Below are 15,795 nucleotides of genomic sequence, written 5' to 3' on the forward strand. Positions count from 1 at the left end.
CCGACCTTCGCATTGCGAACGCGACGCTCTCCCAGCTGAGCTACGTCCCCGAAAATGGCCATTTTACAAGTTTTTGATACGTAATGCATGCCTGTAATACGGTGGTTATATCGCGCGTTCATGGCATCAAGCGGGGAACCCGACACTGCAGGTGCCGGTGGTTTACGAGGTATTCTTGCAGTATGTCTACATACACCGTACCGAGCCCAGCCGAACCGGCTTCCGCTCCTGATGACGCAGCGCCTGTCGTGGCCGCAATACTGGCCGCGGGCCTCAGTCGCCGCATGGGTGGGCTTAATAAGTTGGTGCAGGAAATCGATGGCGTACCCATGGTGCGCCGGGTGGCGCAACGTGCGCTGGCTTCGCGCTGCAAGCGAGTGATGGTGGTGGTGGGCCACCACGCCGATGACGTGCGCAGCGCGCTGTCGGGCCTGCCTGTGCAGTTTGTCGATAACCCAGAGTACCAAGAAGGCCTGGCGGCCTCTGTGCGTGCCGCCGCCCGCGCCGCCCGGCCTGGCGAGGCATTGATCATTTGCCTGGGCGACATGCCGCAGGTTTCCACCGTGGTAATTGACGAGCTCATCCAGGCTTACCAAGACACGCAAGCCGACGAGACGGATCAAACTCGAGCTCGTCGCGCAGCCGGCCAGCCTCAAGACCGTAGCTGCGGCGTCAGGCATATCCTTGACGCCTCCGGAGACGAGGGCGGCGGCGTGCGGCATGTCCCTGACGCCTCCGAAGACGTTGTCGGCCGGCGCGGCAGCATCGCAGCCTTCCAGCCCGAATACGCGGGAAAGCGGGGCAACCCGGTACTTTGGGCTCCGCAGGCGCTACCTTCGTTGACGCATTTGAGCGGCGATGAGGGTGCGAGGACGCTGCTCAAGCGCCTGGGCGACGCAGTGTCGGCGGTACCGGTGCAAAGCGCGGGAATCCTGATGGACGTCGACACCCCTGAAGCGCTGAGCGAAGCGCGCCGGCAGGGCGATCGACCGATTGATGAAACAACAGCGGATAAACACAGTTAGCGTGTGAAAAGGCACGGCTAGTGTGTAAAAAGGCAGGCCGGCAAGAGAACTTTCCCGCTACGTAGTAGAATTTTGTATTCGAAATTTGGCTTACGCAATGACTACCATACTTCAGAACGTTCCTGTCGGCCAGAAGGTCGGCATTGCATTCTCCGGCGGCCTGGATACCAGTGCCGCCTTGCTTTGGATGCGCAACAAGGGGTCTATTCCCTACGGCTACACGGCCAATCTCGGCCAGCCCGACGAACCCGACTACGAGGCAATTCCACGCAAGGCGCTCGAGTATGGGGCCGAAAAAGCGCGCCTGATCGATTGCCGGCCACAATTGGTGTCCGAAGGGATCGCCGCCTTGCAGTGCGGAGCCTTCCACGTATCGACGGCCGGGGTTACGTATTTCAACACCACGCCCATCGGGCGGGCGGTAACGGGCACCATGCTGGTGGCCGCCATGAAGGAAGACGACGTTCATATCTGGGGCGACGGCAGCACCTACAAGGGCAACGACATCGAGCGCTTCTATCGATACGGCCTGCTTACCAACCCCAACCTGCAAATTTACAAGCCCTGGCTCGATCAGACCTTCATCGACGAACTGGGCGGACGCGCCGAGATGTCCGAGTACATGCGAGAGCATGGCTTCGACTACAAAATGTCGTCTGAAAAGGCCTACTCAACTGATTCGAACATGTTGGGCGCCACCCACGAAGCCAAAGATCTCGAATACCTGAATTCGGGCATGCGCATCGTGGAGCCCATCATGGGCGTGGCTTTCTGGCGCGACGATGTGGAAGTCAAGGCCGAAGAAGTCTCAGTTCGGTTCGAAGAGGGCCGTCCCGTGGCTTTGAACGGCCGCGAGTACACCGACCTTGTCGAGCTTTTGCTTGAAGCCAACCGCATCGGGGGCCGCCATGGCCTGGGCATGAGCGACCAGATCGAAAATCGCATCATCGAAGCCAAGAGCCGCGGCATCTACGAGGCGCCGGGCCTGGCGCTGCTGTTTATCGCATACGAGCGCCTGGTTACCGGCATTCACAACGAAGACACCATTGAACAGTACCGCGTAAACGGCCTCAAGCTGGGCCGCTTGCTTTATCAAGGGCGCTGGTTCGATCCGCAGGCCATCATGTTGCGCGAAGCCTCACAGCGCTGGGTGGCGCGTGCGGTCACGGGCGAGGTTACGCTTGAATTACGCCGTGGCAATGATTATTCACTGCTTAACACCGAGTCGCCTAACCTCACATACCACGCCGACCGCCTAACTATGGAAAAAGGCGATTCGGTGTTCTCGCCGCGCGATCGCATCGGCCAGCTCACCATGCGCAATCTGGACATCACCGACACGCGCGACAAGCTCTTCACCTACGCCAAGGCCGGGCTCTTGTCCGGCAAGGGCGAGGCCCTGCCGCAGCTCAAGGACGACATCAAGAAGTAGGTTTCCGGGCCGAAGCCCGCAACCTTTCCGCGCAAGTACAAAAAGAGCCGCTTAGCGGCTCTTTTTGCGGGCGGCTGCATTTCTTGTGCCGCTTACAAATGCCCCAGCAGAAGAAATTCCATCAGCGCCTTTTGCACGTGCATGCGATTCTCGGCTTCGTCCCATACCACGCTTTGGGGGCCGTCAATGACCTCGGCGGTGACTTCTTCGCCCCGATGGGCCGGCAGGCAGTGCATGAATAGTGCAGAGGGGTCGGCCACCGACATCATCTCGGCGTCGACACACCAATCGGCGAAAGCCGTGCGGCGCACTTCGTTTTCGTCTTCATAACCCATGCTGGTCCAGACGTCGGTGGTGACCAGGTGGGCGCCGCGGCAGGCCTCGAGCGGGTCGTCGAACTGTCGCAGCACTTTGGCCGAAGGCTGGCCGATGCGGACGGGGTCAAGCTCATAGCCCTTGGGCGTGGACACATGAAGGGTGAAGCCTAGCATTTCGGCCGCCTGAAGCCAGGTGTACGACATATTGTTGGCATCGCCTATCCAGGCGACCGTGCGGCCGTCGATTGGGCCTCGATGCTCGATGAAGGTGAAGATGTCGGCCAGAATCTGGCAGGGATGGTACTCGTTTGTCAGCCCGTTGATGATGGGCACGCGCGAGTGCGAGGCAAAGCGTTCGATGCGCGTCTGCTCAAAGGTGCGGATCATCACCAGGTCGACCATGCGCGAAATGACGCGCGCGGTGTCCTCAATGGGTTCCGAGCGCCCCAGTTGCGAATCACCGGTGGTCAGGTGAATAACCGAACCGCCCATTTGATACATGCCGGCCTCGAATGAAACCCGCGTGCGTGTGCTTGCTTTTTCGAACACCATGGCCAGGTTGCGGTCATGCAAGGGGCGGTGTGGTTCGTAGCGTTTGAACTTGTCCTTGATGAGCTTGGCGCGCTCGAACAGGTACAGGGTTTCTTCTTTGCTGAAATCACGAAACTGCAGGTAATGCCGCAATGGGCCCGTTTGCTGGTGCTGGGACATGTCAAGCCTAGGTTCAAAGACGATTATTGTAGCTATCATATACAATCTTCGCGCGGCTCTTTCAATTTGGATGCCGTGGGCGGGTCGGCATTTTTAGGGGTTTGCGAAATCAGTATGTCGGAAGAACAGCAGCAGGGCCAGATCAGGCAGTTCATCATTCATGGCGTTACCCAATCGGGGCAACGCTTTCGGCCCAGCGACTGGGCCGAGCGCCTGGCAGGGGTCATGTCTCGTTTCCGGCCAGGCGGCGCCCGAGGTGGGCCACTAAGCTATTCTCCCTATGTCGTGCCCATGGTCGTGGAAGGAGTTCGTTGCGTGGTCGTCGATCACCGCCTGCGGCAGCTTGAACCCCTGGCCTGGAATTTCGTCGAGGAATTCGCCAAGGATAACGATCTGCGAACCTCTGAACGAGAAGTCCCGGACCGAAGACGCCCGGCTTAGCCGGGTTTTTTTTATCTGCGCAGGCCGATTTGGTTTCACGCCCCTGTCTTGCGCACCGCCGAATTCGGCCTCTCGCCTTACACCGGCCGACTGGAACTTATTCGCGTCACCGGGGCTTTGGCTTTGGCAGTGCAGCATGTGATCCCTGTCGTGTGTGCGCGCTCCAAGAACGACATTTAGACGGAAGAGGGCACCGGCGTCAGAACCTTGCCGCGGCGCGCGTACGCCTCGGCATTTTCAATCAACAGGTTGATCATGGCCTGTCGGGTTTCGACGGTGGCGCTGGCTATGTGGGGCAGCAGCACAACGTTTTCCATTGTTTTCAGGGCGTCGGGCACATGGGGTTCAGATTCGAATACGTCGAGCCCCGCGCCGCCTATGACGCCGGTTTCAAGCGCGTGAACCAGGGCTTTTTCATCCACCACAGAACCGCGGGCGACATTTATCAACACCCCCTGCGGGCCCAGAGCCTGTAGAACCTCGGCGTTGATCAGGTGCCGTGTGTCGGGCCCGCCCACCGTGGCCACCACCAGAATGTCGGACCATTCGGCCAGCGCCGACAGCTCGCTCTCGTATGTCCAGGCCACGTCGGTACGCGGGCTGCGGTTGTGGTAGCGCAAGTTCATGGAGAACCCGGCGGCGCGCTGCGCCACCGCCAGGCCGACGCGGCCAAGGCCAACGATACCCAAACGCTTGCCTGTTACGCGCCTGCCCAGCGGCAGGGAGGCAAGCTGGTTTTCCCATTTGCCTTCGCGTACGAAGCGTTCCGCTCGGCCCATTTCGCGCATGGCAGCCAAGATCAGGCCCCATGTCAGATCGGCCACGCAGTCGTTGAGAACATCGGGTGTATTGCTGACTTGCACGCCGCGTGCATGGGCATGCCGCACGTCGATGCTGTCGTATCCCACGCCCAGGCTGCATATGGCCTTAAGTGCCGGAAGCTGGTCGATTAGCGCCGCCCGCGCAGGGTGGAAGGCACTGGCAAGCAGCACTTCTACCTGGCCGGCGTGTTCACGCATCAAGTCGTTGGGGTCGTCGGCTTGCCAAAGTTGAATGACGCGATAAGCGCGTTCCAGCCTGGCCTGGCCATCTGGCAGCAAGGTCGGCAGGGCATACAATTGCAATAGCAGGGGCTTGGTGTCGGGCATGGCATCGGCCGCTTGTTTATCAGTTAAGAGCGGGGCCAGCGCCCCCGCCTGTGCCTGAAAACTATAGCAGGCCTGCGCGAATGTGTGGCCCACAAAAAAACAGGACGCTGATTGCGTCCTGTTTTTATACAGGGTTGCCCCCGTGCCGACTAAACCGAAAGCGTCTTAGGCCAGTGCCTTGACAGCGGCGGCCAGACGGCTTTTATGGCGAGCGGCCTTGTTCTTGTGGATGATTTTCTTGTCGGCCACACGGTCGATGACGCTGGTGGCTTTCTGAAGGATTTCGGTTGCGGCGGTTTTGTCGCCGGCTTCGATCGCTTGGCGAACGCGCTTGATGGAAGTGCGCATCATAGAGCGCATGCTGGCGTTATGTTTGTTTAGCGCAATCGATTGACGGGCGCGCTTGCGAGCTTGGGCGGTATTGGCCATATTCTGTAGCTTCTGCGTTAAAAGGTTTAATCGGCAAAGACAGCTACTATACCTTAAGCACCCCTTTTTGTAAAGTGGCGCGGCCTGAATCCACATACAAAGAGCATGGCGAAATACGTGGCGACCGCCACAGCCAGAACCGCGGCCAGTGTCAACGCTCGCATGCCGCCATGCACCGTTGGGCCGACCCATTCGATATGTTGGCCGGCCAGCCACAATACGGCGCACAAAGCCGCCGTGGCGGGTGCGCAGCGGGCACAGAAAGCCGGCCAGCCCTTGGATGGGCGGTAAACCCCGCGCTTGCGCAGCAGAACCAGCAGCATCAATGCGTTGAAGGTGGCGCCCAGTCCGATGGACAAGGCCAGGCCCGCGTGGTGGAACAGCGGTACAAAGACGAGGTTCATGGCCTGAGTCAGCACCAGCACCACGATGGCGATACGAACAGGTGTTCGAATATCCTGCTTGGCATAGAACCCGGGGGCGAGAATTTTGATGGCCAGTAACCCCAGCAGCCCCACTGCATAGGCCATAACCGCCAACCGCGTCTGGTTTACATCCGCCGCTTCGAACGCGCCGTAATTGAACAGGGTGGCCACCAAACCTTCCGAGAGCAAAGCCATGCCCAGGGCCGCGGGCAGACCCAGCAGCACGACCAGCCGCAAACCCCAGTCAAGCAGTGCGTTGTAGCCATCGTTATCCTGGCGGGCATGCGCCGCCGACAGGCTGGGCAGCAGCACGGTGCCCAACGCTATGCCCAGTAGCGCAGTGGGAAATTCCATCAGGCGGTCGGCGAACGACAGCCAGGTGACGCTGCCTGCTTCGAGCCATGTGGCGATATTGGTGTTGATCAGCAAGGAAATCTGCGCCACTGAAACCCCCAGAGTGGCGGGGATCATCAAGCGTGCGACGCGGCGCACCCGCGAATCGCGCCATGCCTGGCGCGCTTGGGGCGTCAAGCGTGGCCGAAGCCCCAGGCGGGACAGCGCTACCCATTGCATCGCCAATTGCGCTACGCCGCCCAGCATGACGCCGGCCGCTAAAGCATAGATCGGAACTTCGAAATACGGTGTCAGAAAAAGGCAGGCGCCGATCATGCTCAGGTTGAGCAGCACCGGGGTGAAGGCCGGCACGGCGAAACGGCTCCAGGTGTTCAGCACGCCCGAAGCGAAGGCCACCAGCGACATGCACAAAATGTAGGGAAACATCAGCCGCGTCATCCAGACGGCAGCGTCGAAGGCCGTTTGTTTGGACTCAACCAGCAAGCCGCTGGCCATGGCCGATACCACCCAGGGGGCCGCAATAATGCCCAGCAGCGTTACACCCATCAGGGCCAGTGTCAATAACAAGGCCACTCGGTCAAGCAGCAACTGGACGGCGTCGGCCGGTTCTTTGTTGCGGACTTCTCCCAGTATGGGAACGAAGGCTTGCGAGAAGGCGCCTTCCGCGAAAAGCCGGCGCAGCAGGTTGGGGATGCGAAAAGCAACCCAGAATGCGTCGGTAAGAGGGCCTGCGCCAAACGAACTGGCGATGAGTATGTCGCGGAACAGGCCCGTGATGCGTGAGCACAAGGTAAGGCCGCTTACCGTGGCGGCCGACCGGATCAGGCTCATGGAGTTTATTTTGGCGCCATGCGGATGGCGCCGTCCAGACGGATGGTTTCGCCATTAAGCATTTCGTTCGTGATAATGCTGTGGACCAGTTTGGCGTAGTCTTCGGGACGGCCCAGGCGGGACGGGAAGGGGATGCTGGCCGCCAATGAGTCTTGAACTTCCTGGGGCATGCCGAAGACCATCGGCGTACCGAAGATGCCCGGCGCAATGGTGACGCAGCGGATGCCGACTTTGGACAGGTCGCGTGCAATCGGCAAAGTCATGCCTGCCACGCCCGCCTTCGAGGCGGCATAAGCGGCCTGGCCGATCTGGCCATCATAGGCGGCCACCGAGGCGGTGTTGATCAGCACGCCACGCTCGCCAGTGGGTTCAGGCTGGTTTTCGCTCATGGCGGCTGCCGCCAGGCGGATCATGTTGAAGGTGCCCACCAGGTTGATCATCACCACTTTTTGGAACATGTCCAGCGCATGCGGGCCGTTTCTGCCTACTGTGCGCGAGGCTGGAGCCACGCCGGCACAACTTACCAGGCCGAAAACCGGGCCCAGCGCCTTGGCGGCCTCAATTGCCGTCACCGCATCAGCTTCTTGGGTGACGTCGCAATGCACATAGGTTTGGCCCAGCTCTTGCGCCAGTTGCTTGCCTGCTTCGTCTTGTACGTCGGCCAGCAGCACCTTGGCGCCTTCGGCCGTAAGCATGCGAGCCGTTCCTGCACCCAGCCCCGATGCGGCGCCGGTGACGACGAATACTTTGTTCTTGATCTCCATGGCTTCCTCTTGTTGGAGCGGGCGCCATGCGCCCGCTGGTGTCATCAATTACCGTGCTGCGCGTTTACTTCAGCGCATCGGAAATGCGTTGGCGAATTTCATCCAGCGAACCCACGCCCGATATTTGTCGAAACGACGGCGCGCGCGCGTCGCCGCTCTCAGCCCAGCTGGAATAGTAGTCCACCAGCGGACGGGTTTGCTCTTGATAGACTGAAAGGCGGTGGCGCACTGTTTCTTCGCGGTCATCGTCGCGCTGCACCAGCGGCTCACCGGTTACATCGTCGGTGTCCGGGGACTTGGGCGGGTTGAAGCTGATGTGGTAGCTGCGGCCGCTGGCCGGATGCACGCGACGGCCGCTCATGCGTTCGATGATGTTTTCATCGGGAACGACTATTTCGACCACGAAGTCCAGAGCCACGCCGGCGTCTTTAAGGGCGTCTGCCTGGGGAATGGTACGGGGGAAGCCATCGAACAGATAGCCATTTTCACAGTCGGGCTCTTTAAGGCGGTCGCGTACCAATCCGATAATCAGGTCATCGGAAACCAGTCCGCCGGTGTCCATGATTTTCTTGGCTTCGATGCCCAGTGGCGTCTGGGCCTTGACGGCCGCGCGCAGCATGTCGCCCGTCGAAATCTGTGGAATGCCGAATTTTTCGGTGATGAACGCGGCCTGCGTTCCCTTGCCAGCGCCGGGAGGACCGAGCAGGATCAATCGCATGAGTTTCTCCAAAGATGTTTTGCTGTTTCTGCTGATGCGGCAACGCAACAATTTTAAAACGTCGGCCCAGCTTCGAGGTCGATTTATAACCGATTTACGAAGATGCCGCGCACCCCTTCGAGGTCGGCTTCGGTATCCACCCCCGGCGCGGGATGCTCGTCGATGGGCAAAACCACAATGCTGAAGCCATTCTCCATGGCCCGCAATTGCTCGAGTGATTCAAATTTTTCAAGCGCTCCCTGTGGCAGGTGCGGGAACTGTTTGAGGAACCCCGCCCGGTAGGCGTATAAACCGATATGCTGCAATGCGGGAAGGCCGGGCGCCAAACGGCGCTCGCCGTCAGCCAGCGCGTCGCGCGCCCAGGGAATGGGAGCGCGTGAAAAATACAAAGCCCGATGTTGCGCGTCGCAGACCACCTTGACCGCATTGGAATTAAAGAGCGCCTGGCTGTCTTTGATGGGCGCGGCGCACGTGGCGATGGCCGCTTGCGGGCTGGAAGCCAGCAGTTCGGCCACAGTATCGATAAGTTTCGGATCGATCAGAGGCTCGTCGCCCTGAACGTTGACCACCACGGCATCGTCGTCCAGTTTCAACTGAACGGCGACCTCGGCCAGCCGGTCGGTGCCTGTGGGGTGGTCGAGGCTTGTCAGGAGCGCCTCGAAGCCGTGCGCCTGGGCTGCCCGCTGGATGCGTGCATCGTCAGTGGCGATGATGACCCGTTGCGCCCGCGAAAGGGCTGCGCGCTCTGCAGTGCGCACCACCATGGGTTTGCCTGCGATGTCGAGCAAGGGTTTGTCTGGCAGGCGGGTCGAGGCCGCCCGCGCCGGAATGACGGCGATGAAGTTCACTCTGGCGAGCCCGGCGACTCGGCTTGCGCGTCTGGGGCGTCTGGCGCCTGGGTGGGCGCGTCGGAAGGCTGCACGGCGCTTAGGGTGCGGGCTTCATTTTCGAGCATCACGGGAATGCCGTCACGAACAGGAAAAGCCAGCTTATCGGCCTTGCAGATCAGCTCCTGGGCCGGACGGTCGTACTGCAGCGAACTTTTGCATATCGGGCAAACAAGAATGTCGAGCAGATGGGATTCCACGTCAATTCCAAGTGTGTGTTGAATACTTAAGTTTAATGCCTTTGAGCAACTGCAACATCCCCGGGTAAGGACTTGCGCCGCCGGATTATATTCAGCGGCGGTTGGTTTGTGCGATGGCGACCGCCAAAAGCTTTTGTTCGAGCCGATCCAGCCAGGCGGGGTTGGAAAAGATGGCTTCTATATGAACCACCCAGACCCTGGGGTCCTTGACATGGCGGCACTTGACCCCGTCTTTTGCAGTGATGGCTATGACGTCTTCCGAAATACCGGGAAATGGCGAGTGCTTATAGGCATGGTGATCCGGCAGGGCCCTGGTGAGGGTGAGCTTCAGACCCGCCTGGCGCAGCGTGTCGAAAAAGCGTGTGGGCTGACCAATGGCGGCCACTGCCGCAATTGGTCGATGGCGGTGGCGCAACACCCATTCGGGCCATGCCACTCGTTCGCCGTTGCCCAGGTTCTCTGCGAAAGTCGGCTGAAGCCGCATGGCGACTTGCTCGACACTGCGTTGGGCGTCGTCCTGCAGCGGCGGGCCGGCATTTGGCGCCGTGCTGTTGTCGATGATGAAATCCACTTCGGCCAGCTTGGAGGCCGGCTCGCGTAGCGGCCCCGCCGGAAGCAGCCGGCCGTTGCCGATGCCGCGGGCATCCTGAACAATAATTTCCACATCGCGGCTTAGGGCCAGGTGCTGCAGGCCGTCGTCTGACACCACGACATCCACCCGGGGGAAATTCGCAGCCAGCGCCTGTCGGGCAAGATCGCGTTGCGGATGCACCGCAATGGCGGCGCCGGTCGAAGCGGCGATAAGGGAGGGCTCGTCGCCGAAATCGGCCGCGGCCAGTTCACCTTGGCCTGAACGTGGCTCGGGGCCGATCTGCACGCCGTAGCCTCGGCTGACGACGCCAGGTGTCCAGCCCCGCGCCTGCAGGCTCTTGATCACGGCGATGACCACCGGCGTCTTGCCCGTGCCGCCGACCAGCAGATTGCCCACCACGATGGTAGGAGGAGCGAGCTTGGTGGGAAGCGCCTGGGCACGCCGCTTTCGAGCGGCGACCACTCGGCCGGTGACCCAAGCCAGGGGCAGCATCAAAGTGCTGATCAAACCCTTTTTCTGCCATATCGCATGAACGCTTGAAATGATGGAACTGGACAGCTTCACGGCGGGCTCTGGACTGCGAAATGGATGCGTTCCATGCCGGCCTGGCGAGCTGCCTCCAGCACACGCATCACGGATTCATGGGGGCTTTGAGCATCGGCGTTTATAACCAGCGCCTGCTCGGAAGACCGGCGCGCCTGACGCAGCGCATCGGCGATTTCCGCCGCCTGGCTTTCGCCGATTATCTTGCCGTCTATCGCATACAGCCCCTCGCGGCTGATTGCGATATCCAGCGCCTGAAGGTCGGGAGCTTCAGCGCTGGCTTCGGGCAGGCTCACCTCGAACTGCTGCATGCGGTTGAATGAGGTGCTTGCCGCCAAAAAAATCAATATCACCAGCAACACGTCGATGAGCGGGATCAGGTTGATGTCGGGTTCATCGTGCCAGGGCCTGCGTCGAAAATTCATGTCGCCGGCGCCTGGTAAGGTCGGCTCCGTTCGCCGTCATCGGCCAGCACGCGGTTGAGTATGCCCGCTTGCCTTTCCATTTGGTGCAGATACAGCTCGACGCGCGAGCGAAAATACCGATGGAAGATGAGGGCGGGAATGGCGATCAGGATGCCAAAGCCCGTATTGTAAAGAGCGATGGAAATTCCGCGAGCAAGCTGGGCGGGATCGCCCCCGCCCGGGGTGTACGAGCCGAATATCTCTATCATGCCCACCACGGTGCCGAATAGCCCCAGCAACGGGGCCACCACGGCGATCGTAGATAGCGCTGGAATGTAGCGGTCAAGTTCGTGAGCCACGTCCCGGCCGGCTTCTTCAATGGCAGCGCTGCGGTAGTCGGTGGGCTCGCCCCGCACGGCAACCACTTCGGCCAGGATGCGTCCCAGGGGCGAGCTGCCGGCCAGCCGCTCGAGGGTTTCGCGGCTGCCGCCACCGCGCCTGGCGACATCCACCACGCGGTCAAGCAGCCCGGGCGGCAGAACGCGCCCTCGACGCAATGTAAGAAAGCGCTCGATGATCAGCGCCAGCCCCAGCACCGAGGTAACTATCAGGAACCAGATCGGCCAGCCGGCTTCATCTATCATCTGCAGCAAAATAGGTTCTCCACCGTGTTGTCGTTATAAAAGTGTTGCCAGCATTTTACGGTGAGCCCCGGCAAAATGGGAACGACCCGTCGCAGCGCCAGCCGCACGCCCGCATCAGTGCTGCTTTACGGGCGATGCAATTTGTCGCAAATGGCTGGTTCCGTGGCGATCGAGGTTGAAATTGGCCTGTACCAAGGCTTTCGGGAGTGTATCCACAGAAACTGTGGATAATTCTGTGCATAACAAGCGCGACGCGCCCATTCCCCCGGGCCTGGAGGTTCAGTGGCTACTTTTAGCCCTTTTGGTTATAAAAAATTAGTTCTTTAAATATCAGTTGGTTATGAGAATAAGTTAAAGCCGTCAATTAGAGATTGGGCCAATTTGATTGATATTTCAATGATTTGACAGCAGGCGACAGTTTGTGGAAAGCCTCTTGTTGGATCTTTCGTCAACTTCAAACGAATTGGGCTGATCGGCCGATGGGCCGCCAACTCAAAAGAGAGGCAATAATACGTAAGAAGAACTGGACGGCATACGTTTTGCTATAGTTATTTCTTTTTCGCCCGCCACCTTCCTGCATTGCCGACCACCATGTCTGTGTCCCCGCTTCGGAATGACCCTGTATTGACGGTTTCCCAGCTCAACCGACGGGTCGGCGGACTGCTCGAAACCAATTTTTCCCAACTCTGGGTGCGCGGCGAAATCTCGAATTTCACCAAGGCCGCCTCCGGTCATTGGTATTTCACGCTGAAGGACGAAGCAGCCGCTGTCAGGGCCGTAATGTTTCGAGGCCGGTCGCAGGCCGTGGGCTTCATCCCCAGGCCCGGCGAGCGCGTCGAGCTGCGCGCGACAGTCACGCTTTACCAAGCGCGAGGCGACTACCAGTTGCAGGTGGAAGCCATGCGGCGGGCCGGGCAGGGCGACCTGCACGAGGCTTTCCTGGCGCTCAAGGCCAAGTTGGGCAACGAGGGTCTGTTCGATGTCGAACGCAAGAAAGCCATCGTTGCCATGCCGCGCACCGTCGGAGTGGTGACATCGCTGGCAGCTGCGGCCCTGCGTGATGTGTTGTCCGCCATGGCTCGGCGGGCGCCTCATGTCCGCGTCGTCATCTACCCCGCGCCGGTGCAGGGCGCTGACGCCGCCGCCAGACTTTGCCAGGCATTGGGCGCCGCCATCGTGCGCAACGAGGTGGAGACCCTGCTGCTGGTGCGTGGCGGAGGCAGTTTGGAAGACCTCTGGAGTTTCAACGACGAGTCCCTGGCGCGAGTGATTTCGGCCAGCCCCATCCCCATCATCAGCGGAGTCGGGCACGAAACCGATTTCACCATTGCAGATTTCGTCGCCGATCTGCGGGCTCCCACCCCCACCGCGGCCGCCGAACTTTGCTGCCTGCCGCGCCAGGCCTGCCTGGATCGCGTTGACGCTGCATTGCAGGCGCTGGCGGTTCAGCAAAGACGCTGGTTCGAGCGCGCCGCCTTGCGCCTGGACAGGGCGGTGGGCATGTTGGTTTCCCCGCAACAGCGTTTAGAGCGCCAGCTCGAGCGGCTGCTATCCTTGAAGCAGCGTCTTGCGCGCGCGGCCGCCGGCCAGCAACGCGTCCAGGCAAGCCGGCTGGCCATGGCCGCCGCGCGTCTGGGGCATCGGCGGCCGGAAACGGCCACGCTGCGGCGGGATCTTCGCGCCGCGGTCAGCCGTCTGTCGACGTGCGCGCCTCATTTGCTGGCAGCTCGGCGCTCCAGATTGAACTCGGCCCAGCAGACACTAGAGGCGCTCAGCCCCCGCAAGATTCTCGATCGAGGCTACGCCATTGTGCGCGACGAGCGCGGGACTCTGGTGAAAAATGCGTTAGACTTGAACAGGGGTGATCGACTCGTTCTCGAGCTGGGCCAAGGCGGGGCCGATGTCGAAGTGATCCAACCCATACAAAAATAATTTGCGCTCATGCAAGCCCTGTGAAGCCCCCTACAATAAAGGGCGGCATGCAGGTTTTTTCTTAGTTAACAGCTTTTTGAAGGATACAGACCATGGCTTTTGAGCTTCCTCCTCTTCCTTACGCTATCGATGCGCTGGCTCCCACCATTTCCAAGGAAACGCTGGAATACCACTACGGCAAGCATCACCAGGCGTACGTCACGAATCTGAACAATCTCATCGCCGGCACCGAGTTCGAGTCCGCTTCGCTTGAAGACATCGTCAAGAAATCCTCTGGCGGCGTATTCAACAACGCAGCCCAGGTCTGGAACCACACCTTCTATTGGAACAGCCTGTCGCCCAACGGCGGCGGCGAACCCTCGGGCAAGCTGGCCGACGCCATCAATGCCAAGTGGGGCAGCGTTGCGGCGTTCAAAGAGGCCTTCAACAAGTCGGCCGCGGGTAACTTCGGTTCCGGCTGGACGTGGCTGGTCAAGAAAGCCGACGGCTCGCTCGACATCGTCAACACCAGCAACGCCGCCACCCCGCTTACCACCGACGATGTGGCGCTGCTTACCTGTGACGTCTGGGAGCACGCCTACTACATCGACTACCGCAACGCGCGTCCCAAGTACCTCGAGAGCTTCTGGAACCTGGCTAACTGGGATTTCGCTGCAAAGAACCTCGGTTAAGTTCATAGCTGTATAGGCCTTCTCATCATGACTACAGACGCTTTTATCTGCGATGCAATTCGCACCCCATTCGGCCGATACGGCGGCTCTTTGTCGTCGGTTCGCGCCGACGACCTGGGCGCCGTCCCCATCAAGGCGCTTATCGAGCGCAACCCCAATGTCGATTGGGGCCGGCTTGACGACGCCTTGTACGGCTGCGCCAACCAGGCCGGCGAAGACAACCGCAACGTCGCGCGCATGTCGCTGCTGCTGGCCGGCCTTCCGGTCAGCGTCCCGGGCGCGACCATCAATCGGCTTTGCGGTTCAGGCCTTGATGCCTTGGGCACCGCCGCTCGCGCCATCCGCTCGGGCGACGCCAGGTTTGTCCTGGCCGGTGGGGTCGAAAGCATGAGTCGCGCGCCGTTCGTGATGGGCAAGGCCGAAACCGCTTTTTCCCGCAAGGCTTCCATCGAAGACACCACCATCGGGTGGCGCTTCGTGAACAAGCTCATGAAGGAAAAATACGGCATCGATTCCATGCCCCAAACCGCAGAGAACGTCGCCGACGACTACAAGGTCTCGCGCGAAGACCAAGATCTCTTCGCCTTGGCCAGCCAGACCAAGGCCGCGGCCGCCCAGCAGGGCGGCTTGCTGGCCGAAGAGATCACTTCGGTCACTATTCCTCAGCGCAAGGGCGACCCCGTGGTTGTCGACACCGACGAACACCCGCGCCAGACCAGTCTTGAAGCGCTGGCCAAGCTCAAGCCCATCGTGCGCCCCGACGGCACCATCACGGCAGGCAATGCCTCGGGCGTCAACGACGGCGCCTGCGCCTTGCTGGTGGCCAGTGAAGACATGGCCAAGCAGCAGGGGCTCACGCCGCGTGCTCGCGTCGTCGCCATGGCCACGGCGGGCGTTGAACCCCGCATCATGGGCATCGGCCCAGCGCCTGCTTCCGAAAAGGCGTTGGCTTTGGCCGGCCTCACCATCGAGCAGATCGACATCATCGAGCTGAACGAAGCGTTTGCTTCCCAAGGCTTGGCGGTGCTTCGCATGTTGGGCGTGGCCGACGACGACCCTCGGGTCAACCCATACGGCGGAGCCATCGCCCTGGGCCACCCCCTGGGCGCCAGCGGTGCCCGCCTGGCTATCACCGCGGTCAACCAGTTGCATCGCACTGGCGGCCGCTACGCGCTATGCACCATGTGCATTGGCGTGGGCCAGGGCATCGCGGTCATCCTCGAGCGCGTGTAATACCGGGCATCGGTTCCCGGCCAAGGCCGGCCGAAGCCCAAAGCGTGGCCCTGGTGGCCACGCTTTTTTGATGGGTCGTTTCAATACCGATCAA

At 60.7% G+C, this 15,795-nt stretch carries 17 protein-coding genes; 6 read left to right on the forward strand and 11 right to left on the reverse strand.

Translation table 11 applies throughout. The features are described from left to right. The first annotated feature begins 182 nt into the window (after positions 1-182). Together ACIY1O_RS11490 and argG are read left to right on the forward strand one after the other, a co-directional pair. On the forward strand, positions 183-1,025 hold the full coding sequence (locus ACIY1O_RS11490) for a nucleotidyltransferase family protein (RefSeq protein WP_397475230.1): 843 nt from the start codon (positions 183-185) through the stop codon (positions 1,023-1,025). Positions 1,026-1,122: 97 nt separating this feature from the next. Beyond that, on the forward strand, positions 1,123-2,457 hold the full coding sequence (gene argG, locus ACIY1O_RS11495; RefSeq protein ID WP_397475231.1) for an argininosuccinate synthase: 1,335 nt from the start codon (positions 1,123-1,125) through the stop codon (positions 2,455-2,457). 92 nt (positions 2,458-2,549) lie between these two features. On the opposite strand, the gene argF is transcribed toward argG, so the two are convergent. After that, positions 2,550-3,485: an ornithine carbamoyltransferase gene (gene argF / locus ACIY1O_RS11500; protein WP_397475232.1), complete on the reverse strand. Its 936-nt coding sequence runs from the start codon at positions 3,483-3,485 to the stop codon at positions 2,550-2,552. A gap of 114 nt (positions 3,486-3,599) precedes the next feature. On the opposite strand from argF, the gene ACIY1O_RS11505 reads away from it, so the two are divergent. Then, on the forward strand, positions 3,600-3,926 hold the full coding sequence (locus ACIY1O_RS11505; RefSeq protein ID WP_397475233.1) for a DUF3579 domain-containing protein: 327 nt from the start codon (positions 3,600-3,602) through the stop codon (positions 3,924-3,926). Between the two features lie 176 nt (positions 3,927-4,102). Here ACIY1O_RS11505 and ACIY1O_RS11510 read toward each other — a convergent pair whose 3' ends face one another. From ACIY1O_RS11510 to ACIY1O_RS11555, 10 genes are all read right to left on the reverse strand, one after another. Next, positions 4,103-5,074, reverse strand: a complete 972-nt coding sequence (locus tag ACIY1O_RS11510; protein ID WP_397475234.1) for a 2-hydroxyacid dehydrogenase — start codon at positions 5,072-5,074, stop codon at positions 4,103-4,105. 165 nt (positions 5,075-5,239) lie between these two features. Further along, on the reverse strand, positions 5,240-5,503 hold the full coding sequence (gene rpsT / locus ACIY1O_RS11515) for a 30S ribosomal protein S20 (protein ID WP_397475235.1): 264 nt from the start codon (positions 5,501-5,503) through the stop codon (positions 5,240-5,242). Between the two features lie 53 nt (positions 5,504-5,556). Beyond that, on the reverse strand, positions 5,557-7,113 hold the full coding sequence (gene murJ, locus ACIY1O_RS11520; protein ID WP_397475236.1) for a murein biosynthesis integral membrane protein MurJ: 1,557 nt from the start codon (positions 7,111-7,113) through the stop codon (positions 5,557-5,559). Between the two features lie 5 nt (positions 7,114-7,118). Next, positions 7,119-7,877, reverse strand: coding sequence for a 3-hydroxyacyl-CoA dehydrogenase (locus tag ACIY1O_RS11525; protein ID WP_397475237.1), 759 nt, complete (start codon positions 7,875-7,877; stop codon positions 7,119-7,121). 64 nt (positions 7,878-7,941) lie between these two features. Beyond that, on the reverse strand, positions 7,942-8,595 hold the full coding sequence (gene adk, locus ACIY1O_RS11530; RefSeq protein ID WP_397475238.1) for an adenylate kinase: 654 nt from the start codon (positions 8,593-8,595) through the stop codon (positions 7,942-7,944). 83 nt (positions 8,596-8,678) lie between these two features. Then, positions 8,679-9,443: a 3-deoxy-manno-octulosonate cytidylyltransferase gene (gene kdsB, locus ACIY1O_RS11535; RefSeq protein WP_397475239.1), complete on the reverse strand. Its 765-nt coding sequence runs from the start codon at positions 9,441-9,443 to the stop codon at positions 8,679-8,681. After that, positions 9,440-9,682, reverse strand: a complete 243-nt coding sequence (locus ACIY1O_RS11540; protein WP_397475240.1) for a Trm112 family protein — start codon at positions 9,680-9,682, stop codon at positions 9,440-9,442. Before ACIY1O_RS11540 ends, kdsB begins: the two co-directional genes overlap by 4 nt. 91 nt (positions 9,683-9,773) lie before the next feature. Then, entirely contained in the window at positions 9,774-10,838 is a 1,065-nt protein-coding gene (gene lpxK / locus ACIY1O_RS11545) for a tetraacyldisaccharide 4'-kinase (protein ID WP_397475241.1), read from the reverse strand. Continuing rightward, on the reverse strand, positions 10,835-11,242 hold the full coding sequence (locus ACIY1O_RS11550; RefSeq protein WP_397475242.1) for an ExbD/TolR family protein: 408 nt from the start codon (positions 11,240-11,242) through the stop codon (positions 10,835-10,837). Before ACIY1O_RS11550 ends, lpxK begins: the two co-directional genes overlap by 4 nt. Then, positions 11,239-11,874 carry a MotA/TolQ/ExbB proton channel family protein gene (locus ACIY1O_RS11555; RefSeq protein ID WP_397475243.1) on the reverse strand — a complete coding sequence of 212 codons (636 nt, stop codon included), beginning with the start codon at positions 11,872-11,874 and terminating at the stop codon, positions 11,239-11,241. The genes ACIY1O_RS11550 and ACIY1O_RS11555 overlap by 4 nt, the downstream gene beginning before the upstream one ends. Before the next feature lie 582 nt (positions 11,875-12,456). Between ACIY1O_RS11555 and xseA the strand changes: the two genes are divergently transcribed. The 3 genes from xseA (at position 12,457) to pcaF (ending at position 15,701) form a co-directional block, all read left to right on the forward strand. Continuing rightward, positions 12,457-13,797 (forward strand): exodeoxyribonuclease VII large subunit, encoded by a 1,341-nt coding sequence (xseA, locus tag ACIY1O_RS11560; RefSeq protein WP_397475244.1) that lies wholly within the window; start codon positions 12,457-12,459, stop codon positions 13,795-13,797. 92 nt (positions 13,798-13,889) lie between these two features. Beyond that, positions 13,890-14,468 carry a superoxide dismutase [Fe] gene (gene sodB, locus ACIY1O_RS11565; RefSeq protein WP_397475245.1) on the forward strand — a complete coding sequence of 193 codons (579 nt, stop codon included), beginning with the start codon at positions 13,890-13,892 and terminating at the stop codon, positions 14,466-14,468. A 27-nt stretch (positions 14,469-14,495) separates the two neighbouring features. Beyond that, positions 14,496-15,701 (forward strand): 3-oxoadipyl-CoA thiolase, encoded by a 1,206-nt coding sequence (gene pcaF / locus ACIY1O_RS11570; RefSeq protein ID WP_397475246.1) that lies wholly within the window; start codon positions 14,496-14,498, stop codon positions 15,699-15,701. Positions 15,702-15,795 lie beyond the last annotated feature (94 nt).

The organism is Pusillimonas sp. (assembly GCF_044464525.1).
Lineage (GTDB): Bacteria > Pseudomonadota > Gammaproteobacteria > Burkholderiales > Burkholderiaceae_B > Pusillimonas.